Raw genomic sequence first — 13,719 nt, 5'->3', positions numbered from 1 at the left:
TCCTTCCGCCAATAATTATGGATATTCTGGATATGTTTGTAAATATCCTTCTTTTATTTCACGTTTCGTGATTAATCTTTCTTCTGACCAGTATTGTCTTAGAATGCGAGGATTAGCCTGAGTCCGTCTTAAGGGCAGAATTACCTCATCCCCAACCTGACAGGGAAGCCCGCCTACATCGAGAACTGTCAACTGCATACCAATCTTGCCCGCGACGCGAATCGAATGACCTTGCCAAGCCACGGTCTCCTGACCCACATAGATCCCGCAAAGAGCGAGGAAGTTTTTAATGATAATCTTAATGAAGTCCCAAAATCCTTGAGGTACAAAATGAGGCTGTACCCCAAAGCCATCGGTATATCCCACGGGAATCACAGCCAAACGAGTCTCGGCTTTGGTGCGATAAATGCTTTGATAGCCGACAAAGGTTCCTTTGGGCACCTGGCGTAGGCTGAAGATTCGAGCCTTAGCAACCCAAGGATCCTGAAGCTTTAGCATACCGGCAAAGGCGATCGCAGGAAAATGACCCACAAGAAGAGTCCCCGTCCTGATAAAATCACAATGCCACTCCGGGTAATCCAAAAAAGCAGCACTGTTGCAGATATGCTTCCATAAGCCTACAAAGCCATGCTGCTCCATAATCTTGACCCCGCGCTGAAAGGCGGCATGCTGCTGCTGAGTATAGGACCGATCACGCTGTGCGGCCCGCGCCAGATGGGTATAAATGCCGACCGGATTAATATAGTCGGTTGCCTTTATGGATTCAGCAAGATCCTCCCAATCCTTCTCTAAAAAACCGGTCCTGCCCATACCCGTTTCTAATTTGATGTGAACCTGGGCTTCCTTCCCCAACTGAGCTGCCACGGTTGCACATTGAGTAAGCATATTAAAATCCCCGAGAGTCAGCTGGAGGTCAGCTTCGAGAGCCTCCTTCATCTGCTCAGAAGATACAGGTCCTAGCACCAAAATAATGCCTTGAATCTCGTGCTGACGCAAAATCAGGCCTTCCTCGACAGTCGTCACCGCAAAAGCCTCGCAGCCTAATTTCTGCAGTGTCTGAGCGATGGGAACTGCTCCTAAGCCATAGGCATCAGCCTTCACCACGGCCATGACTCGGGCACCTTGGCTAAGGCGTTGGGTTATTTCCCGGTAGTTATTGGCTATGGCGTCTAGGTTAATATCGATCCAAGCGTTACTCATTGAGATCGCCACCTTTTTCTCTAGGAATTCTTGAGGGGATTGTTCTCCAGGATTTTGCTATACACGTTCGCTCAGAAAGCTGCGCGCACCCATTCTAATCGCTCAAGCTCTCCGCTCCGTCGGGTGCCCAGCTAAATCGCCTTCCTTGGCTCTCTAGCTGGTTGGAAACGTCCTGTTTCCAACCCGACTCCGCTGCAAGCTTTTCGCGAAGAACGGGTAGCTGCTCGCTTTGAAGTCGCTCTCTTCCGTATATCAAAATCCTTGGGTTATCTTATTTGGAACCAAAACTTTCACGAAGAATTTATGGTTTTTTCTTTTGCGTAAACTAGAGCTTCTTTTAGCTCAGTTAAAGAAGAGCACACGGAGCTACCCTAAAAAGACCCGTAAGCGCAGCTTCACGCACATTAGCGAACGATTTTAGTGGAGGGGTGGTCAGGCAAACGACGCTTTCGTTGCATAACGGAGCCACCGGTTTACATCAGGTATTGCCCAGAGGTTTGGCGGAGTTGCGACGAAAGCGCGTTTGTCAGCCCCGGAGCTACTGAGTGAGTGTTGTGCGTGAAGCTGCATGACCCGACTTTCCGAAAAGCCTACCGGGGAAAGCCTTAGCAAACAACTTTACCCCCGATTTCTCCGTCTCAGCTTCCCAATAATCCCCTTAACCACATCAGAGTAAATAGGCTCAAGCGTATTCCAGAGCGAATAGATCACAGGGCGGTAGACCAGATCCCATTCGCCGATGAACTCGGTATACTCGCCATTGAAGCCTTTCTTAAAACGGTATAGGCCGTAGAGAGGATTATCTTCAGTGAGATGTCCGGGAACACCGCGGAAATCATAGAGGGTGCAGCCTCTGGATTTGGCCCAGCGGATCATTTCCCATTGGATCAGATAGTTGGGCATGACGTTGCGATGAGCGTTAGAGGAGGCACCGTAGAGATACCAGGCCTTCTCGCCGATAATTAAGGCTAGGGTGCCGGCGATGACCTGACCTTCATATTCGGCAATAAATACCTCGGCCATTCCTGCCGGGTTGAGCTCTCCATACATATCTTCAAAGTAGGAGTACGAACGAACTAAGAATTTATCTCGCTCGGTGGTTTCTTTAAGGACGCGATAAAATTCCGGCAAATCAGCTTTGGTGCCGACCCGGATGGACACTCCCTTTTTCGTTGCTAGCTTGACATTATAGCGGGTCTTTTGATGCATTTGGGCTAGGAGAGTTTCTTCAGTGGGGCTAATATCGAGTCGAAAGACGTATTTAGGCTGGACACCTTCAAAGCCCTTTCCTGTTTCTGCCGAGCGAAAGCCACGGGATTTTAAATAATTTTCAAGATCCTGTGCGGAGGATGGAACATCCGGATCGACCTTAAGGAAAATTGCTCCCCTCTTTCTGGCTAATTTCCTGACCTCTAGGAGGAGGGCATCGAACAACGACTCATCCTGCCAATCCAGAACAGGTCCTCGTGAAGCGTAGAAAATCGGGGTGCCAATTACCGGGATCTTCCGTTCCAAGATAGAGATTCCCGCGACAATTTCCCCTTCGCGCTCAAGAACCACCCGCCAAGGCTGCCAACCGGTTTTACTTTTTAGCTCTCCCCAACCCCAGGTTTGCAGCACATGGCCTTTGGGGTGGCGAGCCATAAATTCATCAAAACGCTGTTTTTCTGCGTCGCCAATTATTCTTGCTGTATAAGGCATCCCAACAGCCTCCCGTTATTATTCTAATCTCTATGTTAATTTTTGCCATAATAAGACAAACGCAAACTTTCTTATTTTTGCTTAGGCTCACCTAAAATTATTCCATGGCTCATAAAGCCATGGAATAATAGATTCTTATTTCGTCAATGTAGCTTTGACAAACTCTCTAAAGAGCGGATGAGAACGGTTGGGACGAGATTTGAATTCCGGATGGAATTGAGAAGCTACAAACCAAGGATGGTCAGGATATTCGGTAATTTCAACTAAGCGTCCATCTGGAGAGGTTCCCGAGAACACTAAGCCCGCCTTCTCCAATTCAGCACGGTATTCGTTATTCACTTCGTAGCGATGGCGATGGCGTTCGTAGATCACTTCATCCTGATAAACAGAGCTAACCTTAGTATTCTCGATAAGCTTCACAGGCGAAATCCCCAGACGCATGGTGCCGCCTTTATCTTCTATTTCTTTTTGTTCAGGGAGAAGATCAATAATAGGGTATGGCGTATCCACATCAAATTCAGAGCTATTAGCGTTTTTCATACCACAAACATTGCGCGCGAATTCAATTACAGCCGTTTGCATACCTAAACAAATCCCTAAGAAAGGCACTTTGTTTTCCCGGGCATAGCGAATAGCCTCGATCTTTCCTTCGATTCCGCGGTTACCAAAGCCGCCGGGAACGAGAATGCCTGACACTCCCTTTAGGTGTTCCTCCGCAGAGGATTCTTCAATCCCTTCGGAGTTAACCCAGCGAATTTTTACCTTCGTGCGATGTTCAATTCCAGCATGACGCAGAGCTTCGGCTACACTAAGATAAGCATCAGGAAGCTCCACATATTTTCCGACAATTGCAATCTCGGTTTCACTTTGGGGATTATTAATGCGATCGACCATGGCCTTCCATTCTGTCATATCAGCAGGCTTTGCTTCAAGTCCCAAAATCTTCAGGACAATATCGTCCATTCCTTCTTCAAGAATATTCAGGGGTACTTCATAAATACTCTTGGCATCCACCATCTGAATAATCGCTTCTTTGTCAATATCGCAGAACAAGGCCAGTTTTTCCTTCATATCATTCGATATTTCATGTTCTGTGCGACAAACTAAAATATTGGGTTGAATCCCAATTCCCCGCAGTTCCTTAACTGAGTGTTGGGTAGGCTTTGTCTTCAGCTCCCCCGAGGCTTTGAGATAGGGAATCAGAGTAACATGGAGGTAGAGGACATTTTCTTTGCCGATATCGCTACGTATTTGGCGAATGGCTTCAAGGAAAGGTAGGGATTCAATATCTCCCACTGTTCCTCCGATTTCTGTAATAACAATATCCGGATGGTTTTCCCGAGCTACGCGGTAAATCCGCTCCTTAATTTCATTGGTAATATGAGGAATGACTTGTACCGTTCCACCTAAGTAATCTCCGCGTCTTTCCTTATTTAAAACAGACCAATAGATTTTTCCTGTCGTTACATTGCTATTTTTAGACACAGGTACATCAATAAAGCGCTCATAGTGCCCCAAGTCCAAGTCTGTTTCTGCTCCGTCATCCGTTACAAATACTTCCCCATGTTGGTAAGGGCTCATGGTTCCTGGGTCAATGTTAATATAAGGATCAAATTTTTGTATAGCTATACTTAAGCCTCGATTTTTGAGCAAACATCCCAAAGCGGACGCCGTGATTCCCTTCCCCAAGGAAGATACAACACCACCTGTGACAAAAATAAACTTTGTCATTTTCCCCCATCCTTTCTTCGACCAAATTCTCTTTTCAAATATCCATGAAGATTTCCGCACAGCAGTAAAATGATGAATTATCATTGAAAAAGCCGAACGCATACACATAAAAAAAGCTAGTCCGCAAGACGCACTAGCTTTATTTTTACCATTTATACTTATTCTAGCCAGATTTCAAAGGGCTGTCAAGGCGATTCAATAGGTTTTTCCGCAGTTTATTGCAATTTTCCTCGATTATTGTTCATCGCCATGAATCATCTTTTTGATAAGAATCTTCTTCCGCCTCTGAATCCACTATTTCTTCGACATCTTCTTCACCATCGTCGAAAAGCAATTCCTTATCTAAATCTAACTCGACCTCATCATTTACATCATCTTCGACCGTTCTTTTGTTGAGTAAAGTAATGGTCGGAACCTTACGTGGGCTCTTACCGGGGGACCATACTTTTAGGCCCCATTCTCCATTACCAACATAGGTAAATCGGGCATCCAAATTGATCTGCGTTAATACCCTCGAGATTGCCGCTGGATGTTGAGGTCTCTCTTGTTGGCTTAATACCTCGACAATAAAGTCTTGATAATACATGGGACGACCTTGTTCTGCAAGAATCCTAACCGCTATATCTTCATCTGATGGTTTGAGTCTCTGTGGTAGGGAATGGGTCAATATAACACCGCCCTTCTTCAATCTCTGAATAGTTAGACAGTATATTCGACCCGCCCCTAATTATTTCCTGCTAAGCTTCATTTATATTACATTCTTTCTGGTGCAGTTACCCCGAGAATGCCCAAGACATTGGCTAAAACGTACTTTGTTGAATGTACCAGGCCCAAACGGGCTTCTCTAATACCTTCCTCTTCCACCAAAACTCTTTGACTGTTATAAAAGGAGTGAAAAAGTGCAGCAAGGTCTAAAACATAGCGTGCCAGACGATGGGGCTCAGTCAAACGGGCCGCCACTTCTATTTCATTGGGGAGTTCGGCAATCTTCTTTAAGAGCTCTCGCTCTTCTGTGCTGTCGAGACCCTTAAGGTTGTCTGCTTGGGGTATTCCTTCGGTGGTGTAGCCAAGCTCAGCGGCTTGGCGCAGAATGCTGCAAAGCCGAGCATGGGCGTATTGGACATAATACACTGGATTATCGGAGGACTCTGCTTTTGCTAAATCCAAGTCAAATTCTACAGTAGAATCAGGATCCCGCATGATAAAGAAGAATCGAGCGGCGTCCTTCCCTACTTCATCCATCAACTCTCTTAAGGTGATGTATTGTCCGGAACGTTTAGACATGCGCACGACTTCGCCACCTTGAATCAAACGAACCAGTTGCATAAGGATAATCTGGAGATTTTCCGGATCATACCCTAAAGCAGACATAGCTCCTTTCATCCGCGCGACATGGCCATGATGATCAGCACCCCAAATATTGATGACCCGATCAAATCCCCGCTCATATTTATTGCGGTGGTAAGCAATGTCAGCGGCAAAATATGTAGGTGTCCCATTGCTGCGAACTACAACCTCATCCTTCTCATCTCCGAACAAGGTGGATTTCAGCCATTGAGCACCTTCCTTTTCATAGATATAGCCTTTTTGCTCCAGCTTCTCCATCGTATCTTTGACAAAACCAGAATCATGAAGGGATTGCTCACTAAACCAGACATCATAATGAACCCCCATATCATTGAGGGTCTCTCGGATGTTGGTGAGCTTCTCTTCCAAAGCATAGCGAACCAAGAATTCCCGACGGAGATCCTCTTCCACATTGCCATATTTATCGCCGACCTTGGCAATTAGTCCTTTGACTGTATCAATTAAGTCTTCCCCATGATAGCCCCCTTCAGGGAAGGGCACATCCTGACCAAGAAGTTGGAGATAACGGGCTTCTAGAGATAGGGCAAAGTTATGAATTTGGTTACCCGCATCGTTAATATAGAATTCCCGGCTGACTTCATAACCCGCCATATCTAGCAGAGAAGCTAAGCTATCCCCTAAGGCCGCCCCCCGGGCATTGCCCATATGAAGCAGTCCTGTGGGATTAGCACTGACAAATTCCACCTGAACCTTCTTCCCTTGTCCTATGTTGACCCTTCCATAGTCTACACCCTGGTTAAGGACCTCCGGAATGACACCTGTCAACCAACTTGGATCTAAACGAAAATTAATGAACCCCGGACCGGCTATTTCACAAGAAGTTATATAGGTTCCTTCTGTATCCAGATTCTCAATCAGGATTGTCGCAATGTCGCGGGGGGCCTTCCGGGCCTGCTTGGTCAAAACCATAGCTAGATTCGTGGCCCAGTCTCCATGTTGCTTTTCGCGGGGTACTTCCAATACATAGCTAGGCAAGCTTTCAAAGCTGAGTTCCCCATTTTTTTGCGCTGTCTCCGCAGCCTTTGCTAAGTTAGCATAGATGGTGTCTTTAATAGTAATGTACAAACTCATTGAGGAGCGTCCTCCTTTATATTAATTCGCAATCTATTGTGACTGACTAACTGATCGCCAGAAAAAAGATCATATTCTAGAGTAATCTTTCCTTCCAGCTCTGTCAAGTGAATCTCCATTGCCTTCGTCTCAATCTCAAAAAACAAAGAACCCTGTGGTGTAACGTAAGATGAACCATGGCGTACCCCTCGTTCAAAAACCTGCTTGTGATCGATTGCCCCCATTCGATTCAGAGTCACTCGGTTAGACTCGATCTTAAGAGAGGTTGTCACTCCGTCCATCCCAGTTATTTCTGTATCACGGTAAATGATGTAAAAGGCTCCGGCGCGATGATGTGAAGTGCCTTCAGTGGTAAACTCCATGCGATCATTCTGACCTTCAGGATATTGTTGGTTACTGGTAACCTGAATTATTACTTTATCAGCCACGGGGATCTCCTTTCTCAGCCAATCCTTATTTACTATAAGATGCTAAGCAGTTCGGGATACTAAGTACTTCGACAGTATGAGCTCATTCTGATAAGCACTATTATATATTAATCTCTATTCTCTGTGTGCTTAAAACTTCCGGTAAATCAACAAGGTGATAATGTCTAAGCATTATCACCTTGTCTTCTAGTATACCCTATTTTGGCATGACTTCAACGAAGTGTTGTCGTCATAAATGCTTTATCACTGCAGATACTCACCCTTCGGTGTCTTGATAATCCGTTGAATCCTTTCTTCAATACCGCTACCGGCGTTGATATATACTAAATATTCCTCATCCTGATACTTACCTCGGAACTCATAGGCCATGACCTCACGATTTCCCATGACAGGAATAACCGCCATCCGGTTCTCCTTGATTTGAAAGCCCTTTCTCAGTTTGGTTTTAGCTTGCTCGAGGGTCAGCTTCTTCGTAAAGTTGCGTTTTTGATGATAGGCGTAATAGGGGGTAGAATCATAGCCAATGATCTGGCCATTATCTAAAGCTACCGTAATGCGCAATTTATCGGGGTAATAGCGAACACCGTTCTCATCTTGTACATATTCGAGCTGCAGATAGCCTCCGTAGTCCTCGGTCGAAGTCAAAACGAGATCCCACTCCAAGGCTTTCAGGGTCTGGGCTACTTTCTCCTTGGCTTGGTCAGGGCTCAGGGTTCTCTCACTAAACTCCCGTTGATCCCGATAGTTAATCACCTTTCCCCCTCGTTTGCTGACAGTCATAAAGAGATTGCCCTGCTTAAAAATGTACACTCCTAAGGCTCCTTGACTGACGCCGCTGAACTCTAGTTCGGTGGTGGGGTAACCCATTTTACTTAGAAAACTTTTAGCCGCTTTTAAGGCGACATCCTTATCGACCTCTTGCTTGGGTAAGGCTAAGGGTTCCCTTACGGAACGGGATTCATATTCTCCCACATAGGAAAATGGCGGGAGCTTTTGCAAACTGGCATTGAGCTGATCAAGTCCGGAGCGTACCGAACTTGCGGGTCCATCAGCTGCTGCCGCGGCGGCTTCCGCAGTTTCTGTCTGCCAGAACCCAGCCACCCGAGTCCAGATGGATGGATTATCCACCCAAGCCAAACCCTCCGTATCCACACGTTGAACTAAATCCTGAACGTTTTGATTGACTGTCAAAAGACGCTCATGGACATCGGTGAGGGTCTTGTCTTCTTCAGCCGTCGGTGTATGTCCGACAGAGATTTGATATGCGAGACTCCTTGTAAAATCTCCTGTGCGATTTAAAAACTCACTGATATAGCTTAGTCCATTTTCCTCAGCAGGGAGCTGCGCTAAATCTTTAACTGCAGATTCGCTAATCGTACCTGCTTGGCCCAGATAAAGGACCTTTTGACTTGAGGTAGCTGCTACACGACCTTTGGCCAAATCCGTTTCCAATTGATCTAGGTTACTGGCCAAATCTCTTAGGGAACGCTGATATTGATTAACACTGACTTTCTCATATTGGTCCGCTTGTCGATACTCAGTAAACCCCCAAGCCAGGGAGAGGACGAAAGCGGTTCCTAGAATACCAATCCAGAGATTTCTCATGGAATCCCCTCCTAACGAGTGAACATATGATTTCCGATTTGCATTATTTGCGGTCTCGACCAAATAAATTTATTCTTGGTCTTCGCCGGATTAAAGAAGTAAATGGCCCCCCCCGTGGGATCCACACCGGATACCGCTTCTTGGGCTGCCTTCACAGCTGAAGAGGTAGGTGCCATGTTAATCTGACCATCGGCAACACTAGAAAATGCCAGGGGCTGATAAATGATATCCGCAATCGTATTTGGGAAGGCTGGGTCCTCCAAGCGATTGAGCAGAACAGCAGCTACCGCTACCTGCCCTACATAGGGCTCTCCCCTGGCCTCAGCACTGACACAACGGGCCAATAGGTTGATATCCACGTTTTTCGGTCCAACGGATTTTCCGGAGGCATTGGTACTATTTCCGGTCATTAATTTGAGCTCCTTAATCGTCTGGGTACCGGCCATACCATCCACCTTTAAACCCCGTTCCCTTTGGAAACGAGTAATGGCGGCCTTAGTCTTGGTTCCGTAGATACCATCGACCTTACCGACCACATACCCTAAGGAAGCCAAGCGCTTCTGAAGCTCAGTCACTTCAGGACCCCTTGACCCTTGACTTAAGGTGCGATCACCCAGTGCCCCATAGGCTACCCCGGCAAGGATTAAGGCAATGCTTAGGGTGAATATCCCTACCCAAACTCTCTTTTTTGCGATCATCACGCTCACCTCACACCTAGATTTTCCTTCTTAGTGTGTCTGAGAAAATGGGTTTTTATCCAGAAAATGCGGGTTTTCCCAGATAACAAAAATATAAATATTAAATTGCATATCAAGATAACAAAAAGAGGCGACATGATCATTCTCGGATAATCAATCGCCTCTTGCTTTATATTTTAAAGAATCACTTGATACGGACGAATGCGAAGTGGGACCTGTCCCCAGTTCACACTTTTACTCAGCCAAACCCGATCTGTAGACCCTTTTAAAGGTCTCAACTGCTTTTGCTGTATCAGCTTTGAAGCCCATTTCCGTAAGTGTTTCACCTACCAGCTCTATGGCCTTCACAAACATTTCTTCGGTCACATTGCCCATATGCCCAATCCGGAAAGCCTTTCCGGCCAGAGCTGCTAGGGAGCCGGCAATGACCATCCCTTTTGCTGCTAGTTTGGCACGGAATTCTGCGTCATTGACCCCTTCAGGATAAAGGATACAGCTTAAGGTCGGTGCAGCGATTTCTTCTGCAGCCAGGGCCTTCATGCCATACTCGGCAAGCCCTGCTCGGACCGCTCTTCCTAAGGCAGCATGGCGCTTGTAACGAGCTTCCAGTCCTTCAGCCATCACGATTTCCATCCCTTTTTCTAAGGCATAAATCATGTTGACAGGGTGGGTGGCGTAATATTTTCCCGGATCCTGCATCGTCGGCAACCACCGAAGGATATCCATGTAGTAAGCAGCCACCTTGTCCATGGCTTCTCTGGCTTTTAAGGCCTTAGGTCCAAAGGCGACAATCGCCAACCCCGGCGGCACGCCAATAGCTTTTTGGGATCCTGTCAGGACCACGTCGATGGTGTAATCAGGGTGTCCATATTCCTTACCCATATCCTCTTCAACGGCAGCTGAGGCGCATACCCCATCCAAGATAAAGAGTACGCCGTGTTTCTTTACTGCAGGAACCAGCTTTTCCAGGTTTGAGATAACTCCGGTAGAGGTATCCACATGAGTCACCGTAACAGCTTTATAGCCACCCTGAGCAAGCTTTTCCTCGATGGCAGATATCTCAATGTGTTGTCCCCATTCTGGTTGTAATACGTCTACCTGGATGCCATGGGCTTGAGCGATGGGGATAAAGCGATCTCCAAAGAAACCATGACTAATCACCAGCAGTTTTTCACCCGGTGCCACCGTATTAACAATCGCCATCTCCATGGATAAGGTACCGGAACCTGCCACAATAAAGACCTCACCCTTTGTATTAAAAAGGCGTTTGGTCATCTCCAAGCTGTTCTTGAATCGTTTAACTAACCGTGGATCAGTGTGGGCATAGGTCTCTTGGGCTAATGCTTCATATATTTCATCCACAACCGGTGTCGGTCCGGGTATGAGAAGCATTTCTTGATTTGGCATGGGGTCATCCTCCTTTTATTTACGACAGTATTATTCCTAATCTATCGAAAATTATCATTGCAGCTATGATTGGGAACTATTGAACATACTAAGTGAATCACTAAGTGTTCTATATCAGAGGCAATTATCCTGCCTCTTCCAGTCAAAAACATTGTATACATGAGAAATAGCATATATTCCATTGCTGAAGGAAAGTATGTAAGGCAATATACTTTATGAAAATAAAATGGAAGGCGCCCTATGATTTACTCCATAAAGCGCCATCAGTTGGTTCTGGAATTAGGCTTTAATCCAACGACTTTTAATCTTTAGACCCTTACCGCCTAGTTTAAAACCGTAGTCAATTCGAAAATTATGATTATCATCCAAGCTCAATATACTAATATGGGTATAAAGCTTGATATCTTCTCCTAAGTCAATGGCCTGATAGTCCTTTAACTCATCTTCGCTCGGTACGCCGAGCTTGACACTGGGCCACCCCTCATTTTTGGCAATAGCATTCTTTCCATTGTCAAGGATGTATTTTTTAGCATCGGTGGTTACTAAGAGTTTCAAATTCTTACCTCCTTATTTTCTCTAAACTACGTCTTCTTCCGCGGTGATTAGAATATCGAGAATTGCACTGTGCTTAATCATTTGGAAATTACCATGTAGTGCACTTGTTAGCACTATGTAGGTTCTTTCATTGTCCATATCAGAGGCCCATTCCAGCAATTTTCTTGTATTGTCAGCTGACATTAACCGCTTAATAATATCCCCGCCCATATTAAGCCTCACCTTATAGTTGGCGGCACATTTGTCCATGTCAATGACAAGACTAGCTTTGGCAAGCACGCCTGACTCATCTGCCATATTATAGGCACCTGCATTCTTAGCTACTTCCATTACATTCATTCCTCCTCATTAAAAATCAGCATTATGCACTGTTCTCGGGAAGGCAATGACATCGCGAATATTGGCAACTCCCGTTAGATACATAATCACTCGTTCAAAACCTAAACCATAACCGGCATGACGAGTGCCTCCATATTTACGCAGATCCAAGTACCAGCTATAGTCTTCTTGGTGAAGACCCAGCTCTACCATTCTCTTTTCTAAAGCCTCTAACCGTTCTTCACGCTGACTGCCTCCGATAATTTCACCAACGCCGGGAACGAGCAGGTCCATAGCCGCTACGGTCTTTTGATCATCATTGAGGCGCATGTAGAAGGCTTTGATATCTTTAGGATAATCGATGACAAAGACTGGCTTCTTGTAAACATGCTCGGTGAGGAATCTTTCGTGCTCTGTTTGCAAATCGGCTCCCCACTCGACAGGATATTCAAAACGATCCTGCTCTTTTTTCAGGATTTCGATCGCCTCTGTGTAGGTCACACGTCCGAAATCGGAATTCACAATGTTCTCCAAACGACTCAAGAGCGATTTATCTACAAATTCATTGAAGAAAGCCATCTCTTCCGGTGCATTCTCCAAGACATAGGTGACTAAATACTTCATCATTTCTTCCGCAAGTTCCATATCGTCTTCTAAATCAGCAAAAGCAATCTCCGGTTCAATCATCCAGAACTCAGCAGCGTGGCGAGCCGTATTAGAGTTTTCCGCGCGGAAGGTGGGTCCGAAGGTATAGACATTACGGAAAGCCATACTATAGGATTCTGCATTCAGCTGACCACTCACGGTTAGGTTGGTTTCTTTGCCAAAGAAGTCCTTGCTAAAATCCAGTTGACCTTCCTCTGTTCGCGGCAAAGCCTTTAGGTCAAGGGTGGTGACTCGGAACATTTCTCCGGCTCCTTCAGCATCACTACCGGTGATGATAGGTGTATTAACATAGACGAAGCCTTTCTCTTGGAAAAACTTATGGATTGCATAGGCAACCAAAGAACGAACCCGGAATACGGCAGAAAAGGTATTCGTCCGCGGCCGCAAATGAGCGATTGTGCGCAAATATTCAAAGGAGTGGCGTTTTTTCTGTAAGGGGTAATCCCCAGCGCATGCTCCTTCAAGCTCTATGGCTTGGGCCTTAAGTTCGAAGGGTTGCTTGGCTCCGGGGGATTCTACAAGTTGTCCTGTAATGATTAGGGAACTACCCGTGGTAACTTTAGCTATTTCCTCAAAGTTACTTAAGGCTTCATCAAAGACCACTTGGATATTCTTAAAAAAAGAACCATCGTTGATCTCGATAAAACCAAAGGTTTTAGATACTCTGAGTGTCCGCACCCATCCCGAAATCTGAATCTCTTCATTGAGGTAAGGGCGTGGATCGCGATAAATCGACTTGACTAAGGCGTTTTCCATTGCTGGATATTCTCCCTTCCTATCCTGCTATCTCGTATTCACTCAGTGGATACTCAACTAGACTTCATAGTAATTATTATACCCGATTTATTCTACGTATTTGTAGGATAATCCTTCATCTTCATGAATACAATACACACGCTTAGAACAAAAAGGGATTTAACCGATCATAGAGAATATTTCAACGTTACTTCTGTTACATTAATAGGAACAGG

General features: G+C 45.7%; 14 protein-coding genes. All 14 read right to left on the bottom strand.

The features are described 5' to 3' along the window. Positions 1 to 15: 15 nt before the first annotated feature. The gene (gene alr / locus AAC978_RS00070; RefSeq protein ID WP_341545922.1) at positions 16 to 1,200 is read right to left on the bottom strand and encodes an alanine racemase; all 1,185 of its coding nucleotides are present in this window, start codon (positions 1,198 to 1,200) and stop codon (positions 16 to 18) included. A gap of 94 nt (positions 1,201 to 1,294) precedes the next feature. Next, positions 1,295 to 1,456 carry a hypothetical protein gene (locus AAC978_RS00065; protein WP_341545921.1) on the bottom strand — a complete coding sequence of 54 codons (162 nt, stop codon included), beginning with the start codon at positions 1,454 to 1,456 and terminating at the stop codon, positions 1,295 to 1,297. A gap of 176 nt (positions 1,457 to 1,632) precedes the next feature. Further along, positions 1,633 to 1,812, bottom strand: coding sequence for a hypothetical protein (locus AAC978_RS00060; protein ID WP_341545920.1), 180 nt, complete (start codon positions 1,810 to 1,812; stop codon positions 1,633 to 1,635). 6 nt (positions 1,813 to 1,818) lie between these two features. Continuing rightward, entirely contained in the window at positions 1,819 to 2,901 is a 1,083-nt protein-coding gene (locus tag AAC978_RS00055) for a lipid II:glycine glycyltransferase FemX (RefSeq protein WP_341545919.1), read from the bottom strand. Between the two features lie 135 nt (positions 2,902 to 3,036). Beyond that, positions 3,037 to 4,632, bottom strand: a complete 1,596-nt coding sequence (locus AAC978_RS00050; RefSeq protein ID WP_341545918.1) for a CTP synthase — start codon at positions 4,630 to 4,632, stop codon at positions 3,037 to 3,039. A 241-nt stretch (positions 4,633 to 4,873) separates the two neighbouring features. Further along, positions 4,874 to 5,320 carry a DNA-directed RNA polymerase subunit delta gene (gene rpoE, locus AAC978_RS00045; RefSeq protein WP_341545917.1) on the bottom strand — a complete coding sequence of 149 codons (447 nt, stop codon included), beginning with the start codon at positions 5,318 to 5,320 and terminating at the stop codon, positions 4,874 to 4,876. Between the two features lie 65 nt (positions 5,321 to 5,385). After that, positions 5,386 to 7,071 (bottom strand): arginine--tRNA ligase, encoded by a 1,686-nt coding sequence (gene argS, locus AAC978_RS00040; RefSeq protein WP_341545916.1) that lies wholly within the window; start codon positions 7,069 to 7,071, stop codon positions 5,386 to 5,388. Further along, positions 7,068 to 7,499: a DUF1934 domain-containing protein gene (locus AAC978_RS00035; protein WP_341545915.1), complete on the bottom strand. Its 432-nt coding sequence runs from the start codon at positions 7,497 to 7,499 to the stop codon at positions 7,068 to 7,070. Before AAC978_RS00035 ends, argS begins: the two co-directional genes overlap by 4 nt. 243 nt (positions 7,500 to 7,742) lie before the next feature. Next, entirely contained in the window at positions 7,743 to 9,104 is a 1,362-nt protein-coding gene (locus AAC978_RS00030) for a PepSY1/2 domain-containing protein (RefSeq protein ID WP_341545914.1), read from the bottom strand. Between the two features lie 11 nt (positions 9,105 to 9,115). Further along, entirely contained in the window at positions 9,116 to 9,802 is a 687-nt protein-coding gene (gene sleB, locus AAC978_RS00025) for a spore cortex-lytic enzyme (RefSeq protein ID WP_341545913.1), read from the bottom strand. Between the two features lie 234 nt (positions 9,803 to 10,036). Further along, entirely contained in the window at positions 10,037 to 11,209 is a 1,173-nt protein-coding gene (locus AAC978_RS00020) for a pyridoxal-phosphate-dependent aminotransferase family protein (protein ID WP_341545912.1), read from the bottom strand. Positions 11,210 to 11,488: 279 nt separating this feature from the next. Further along, complete coding sequence (locus AAC978_RS00015; protein ID WP_341545911.1) at positions 11,489 to 11,764, bottom strand: hypothetical protein; 276 nt, start codon at positions 11,762 to 11,764, stop codon at positions 11,489 to 11,491. Between the two features lie 21 nt (positions 11,765 to 11,785). Beyond that, complete coding sequence (locus AAC978_RS00010) at positions 11,786 to 12,094, bottom strand: hypothetical protein (protein WP_341545910.1); 309 nt, start codon at positions 12,092 to 12,094, stop codon at positions 11,786 to 11,788. Between the two features lie 18 nt (positions 12,095 to 12,112). Further along, positions 12,113 to 13,504, bottom strand: coding sequence for an asparagine--tRNA ligase (asnS, locus tag AAC978_RS00005; RefSeq protein ID WP_341545909.1), 1,392 nt, complete (start codon positions 13,502 to 13,504; stop codon positions 12,113 to 12,115). Positions 13,505 to 13,719 lie beyond the last annotated feature (215 nt).

The organism is Desulfitobacterium sp. THU1, from assembly GCF_038181555.1.
In the GTDB taxonomy this organism is placed as follows: domain Bacteria; phylum Bacillota; class Desulfitobacteriia; order Desulfitobacteriales; family Desulfitobacteriaceae; genus Desulfitobacterium.
Note: the sequence above shows the minus strand (reverse complement) of the source record. Positions and strands in the feature narration are given on the sequence as shown.

Coding starts and splice junctions, on each gene's coding strand:
- asnS (WP_341545909.1), bottom strand. CDS start 13,504: ATGGAAAACGCCTTAGTCAAGTCGATTTATCGCGATCCACGCCCTTAC.
- AAC978_RS00050 (WP_341545918.1), bottom strand. CDS start 4,632: ATGACAAAGTTTATTTTTGTCACAGGTGGTGTTGTATCTTCCTTGGGG.
- AAC978_RS00030 (WP_341545914.1), bottom strand. CDS start 9,104: ATGAGAAATCTCTGGATTGGTATTCTAGGAACCGCTTTCGTCCTCTCC.
- AAC978_RS00010 (WP_341545910.1), bottom strand. CDS start 12,094: ATGGAAGTAGCTAAGAATGCAGGTGCCTATAATATGGCAGATGAGTCA.
- sleB (WP_341545913.1), bottom strand. CDS start 9,802: ATGATCGCAAAAAAGAGAGTTTGGGTAGGGATATTCACCCTAAGCATT.
- argS (WP_341545916.1), bottom strand. CDS start 7,071: ATGAGTTTGTACATTACTATTAAAGACACCATCTATGCTAACTTAGCA.
- alr (WP_341545922.1), bottom strand. CDS start 1,200: ATGAGTAACGCTTGGATCGATATTAACCTAGACGCCATAGCCAATAAC.
- AAC978_RS00055 (WP_341545919.1), bottom strand. CDS start 2,901: ATGCCTTATACAGCAAGAATAATTGGCGACGCAGAAAAACAGCGTTTT.
- AAC978_RS00020 (WP_341545912.1), bottom strand. CDS start 11,209: ATGCCAAATCAAGAAATGCTTCTCATACCCGGACCGACACCGGTTGTG.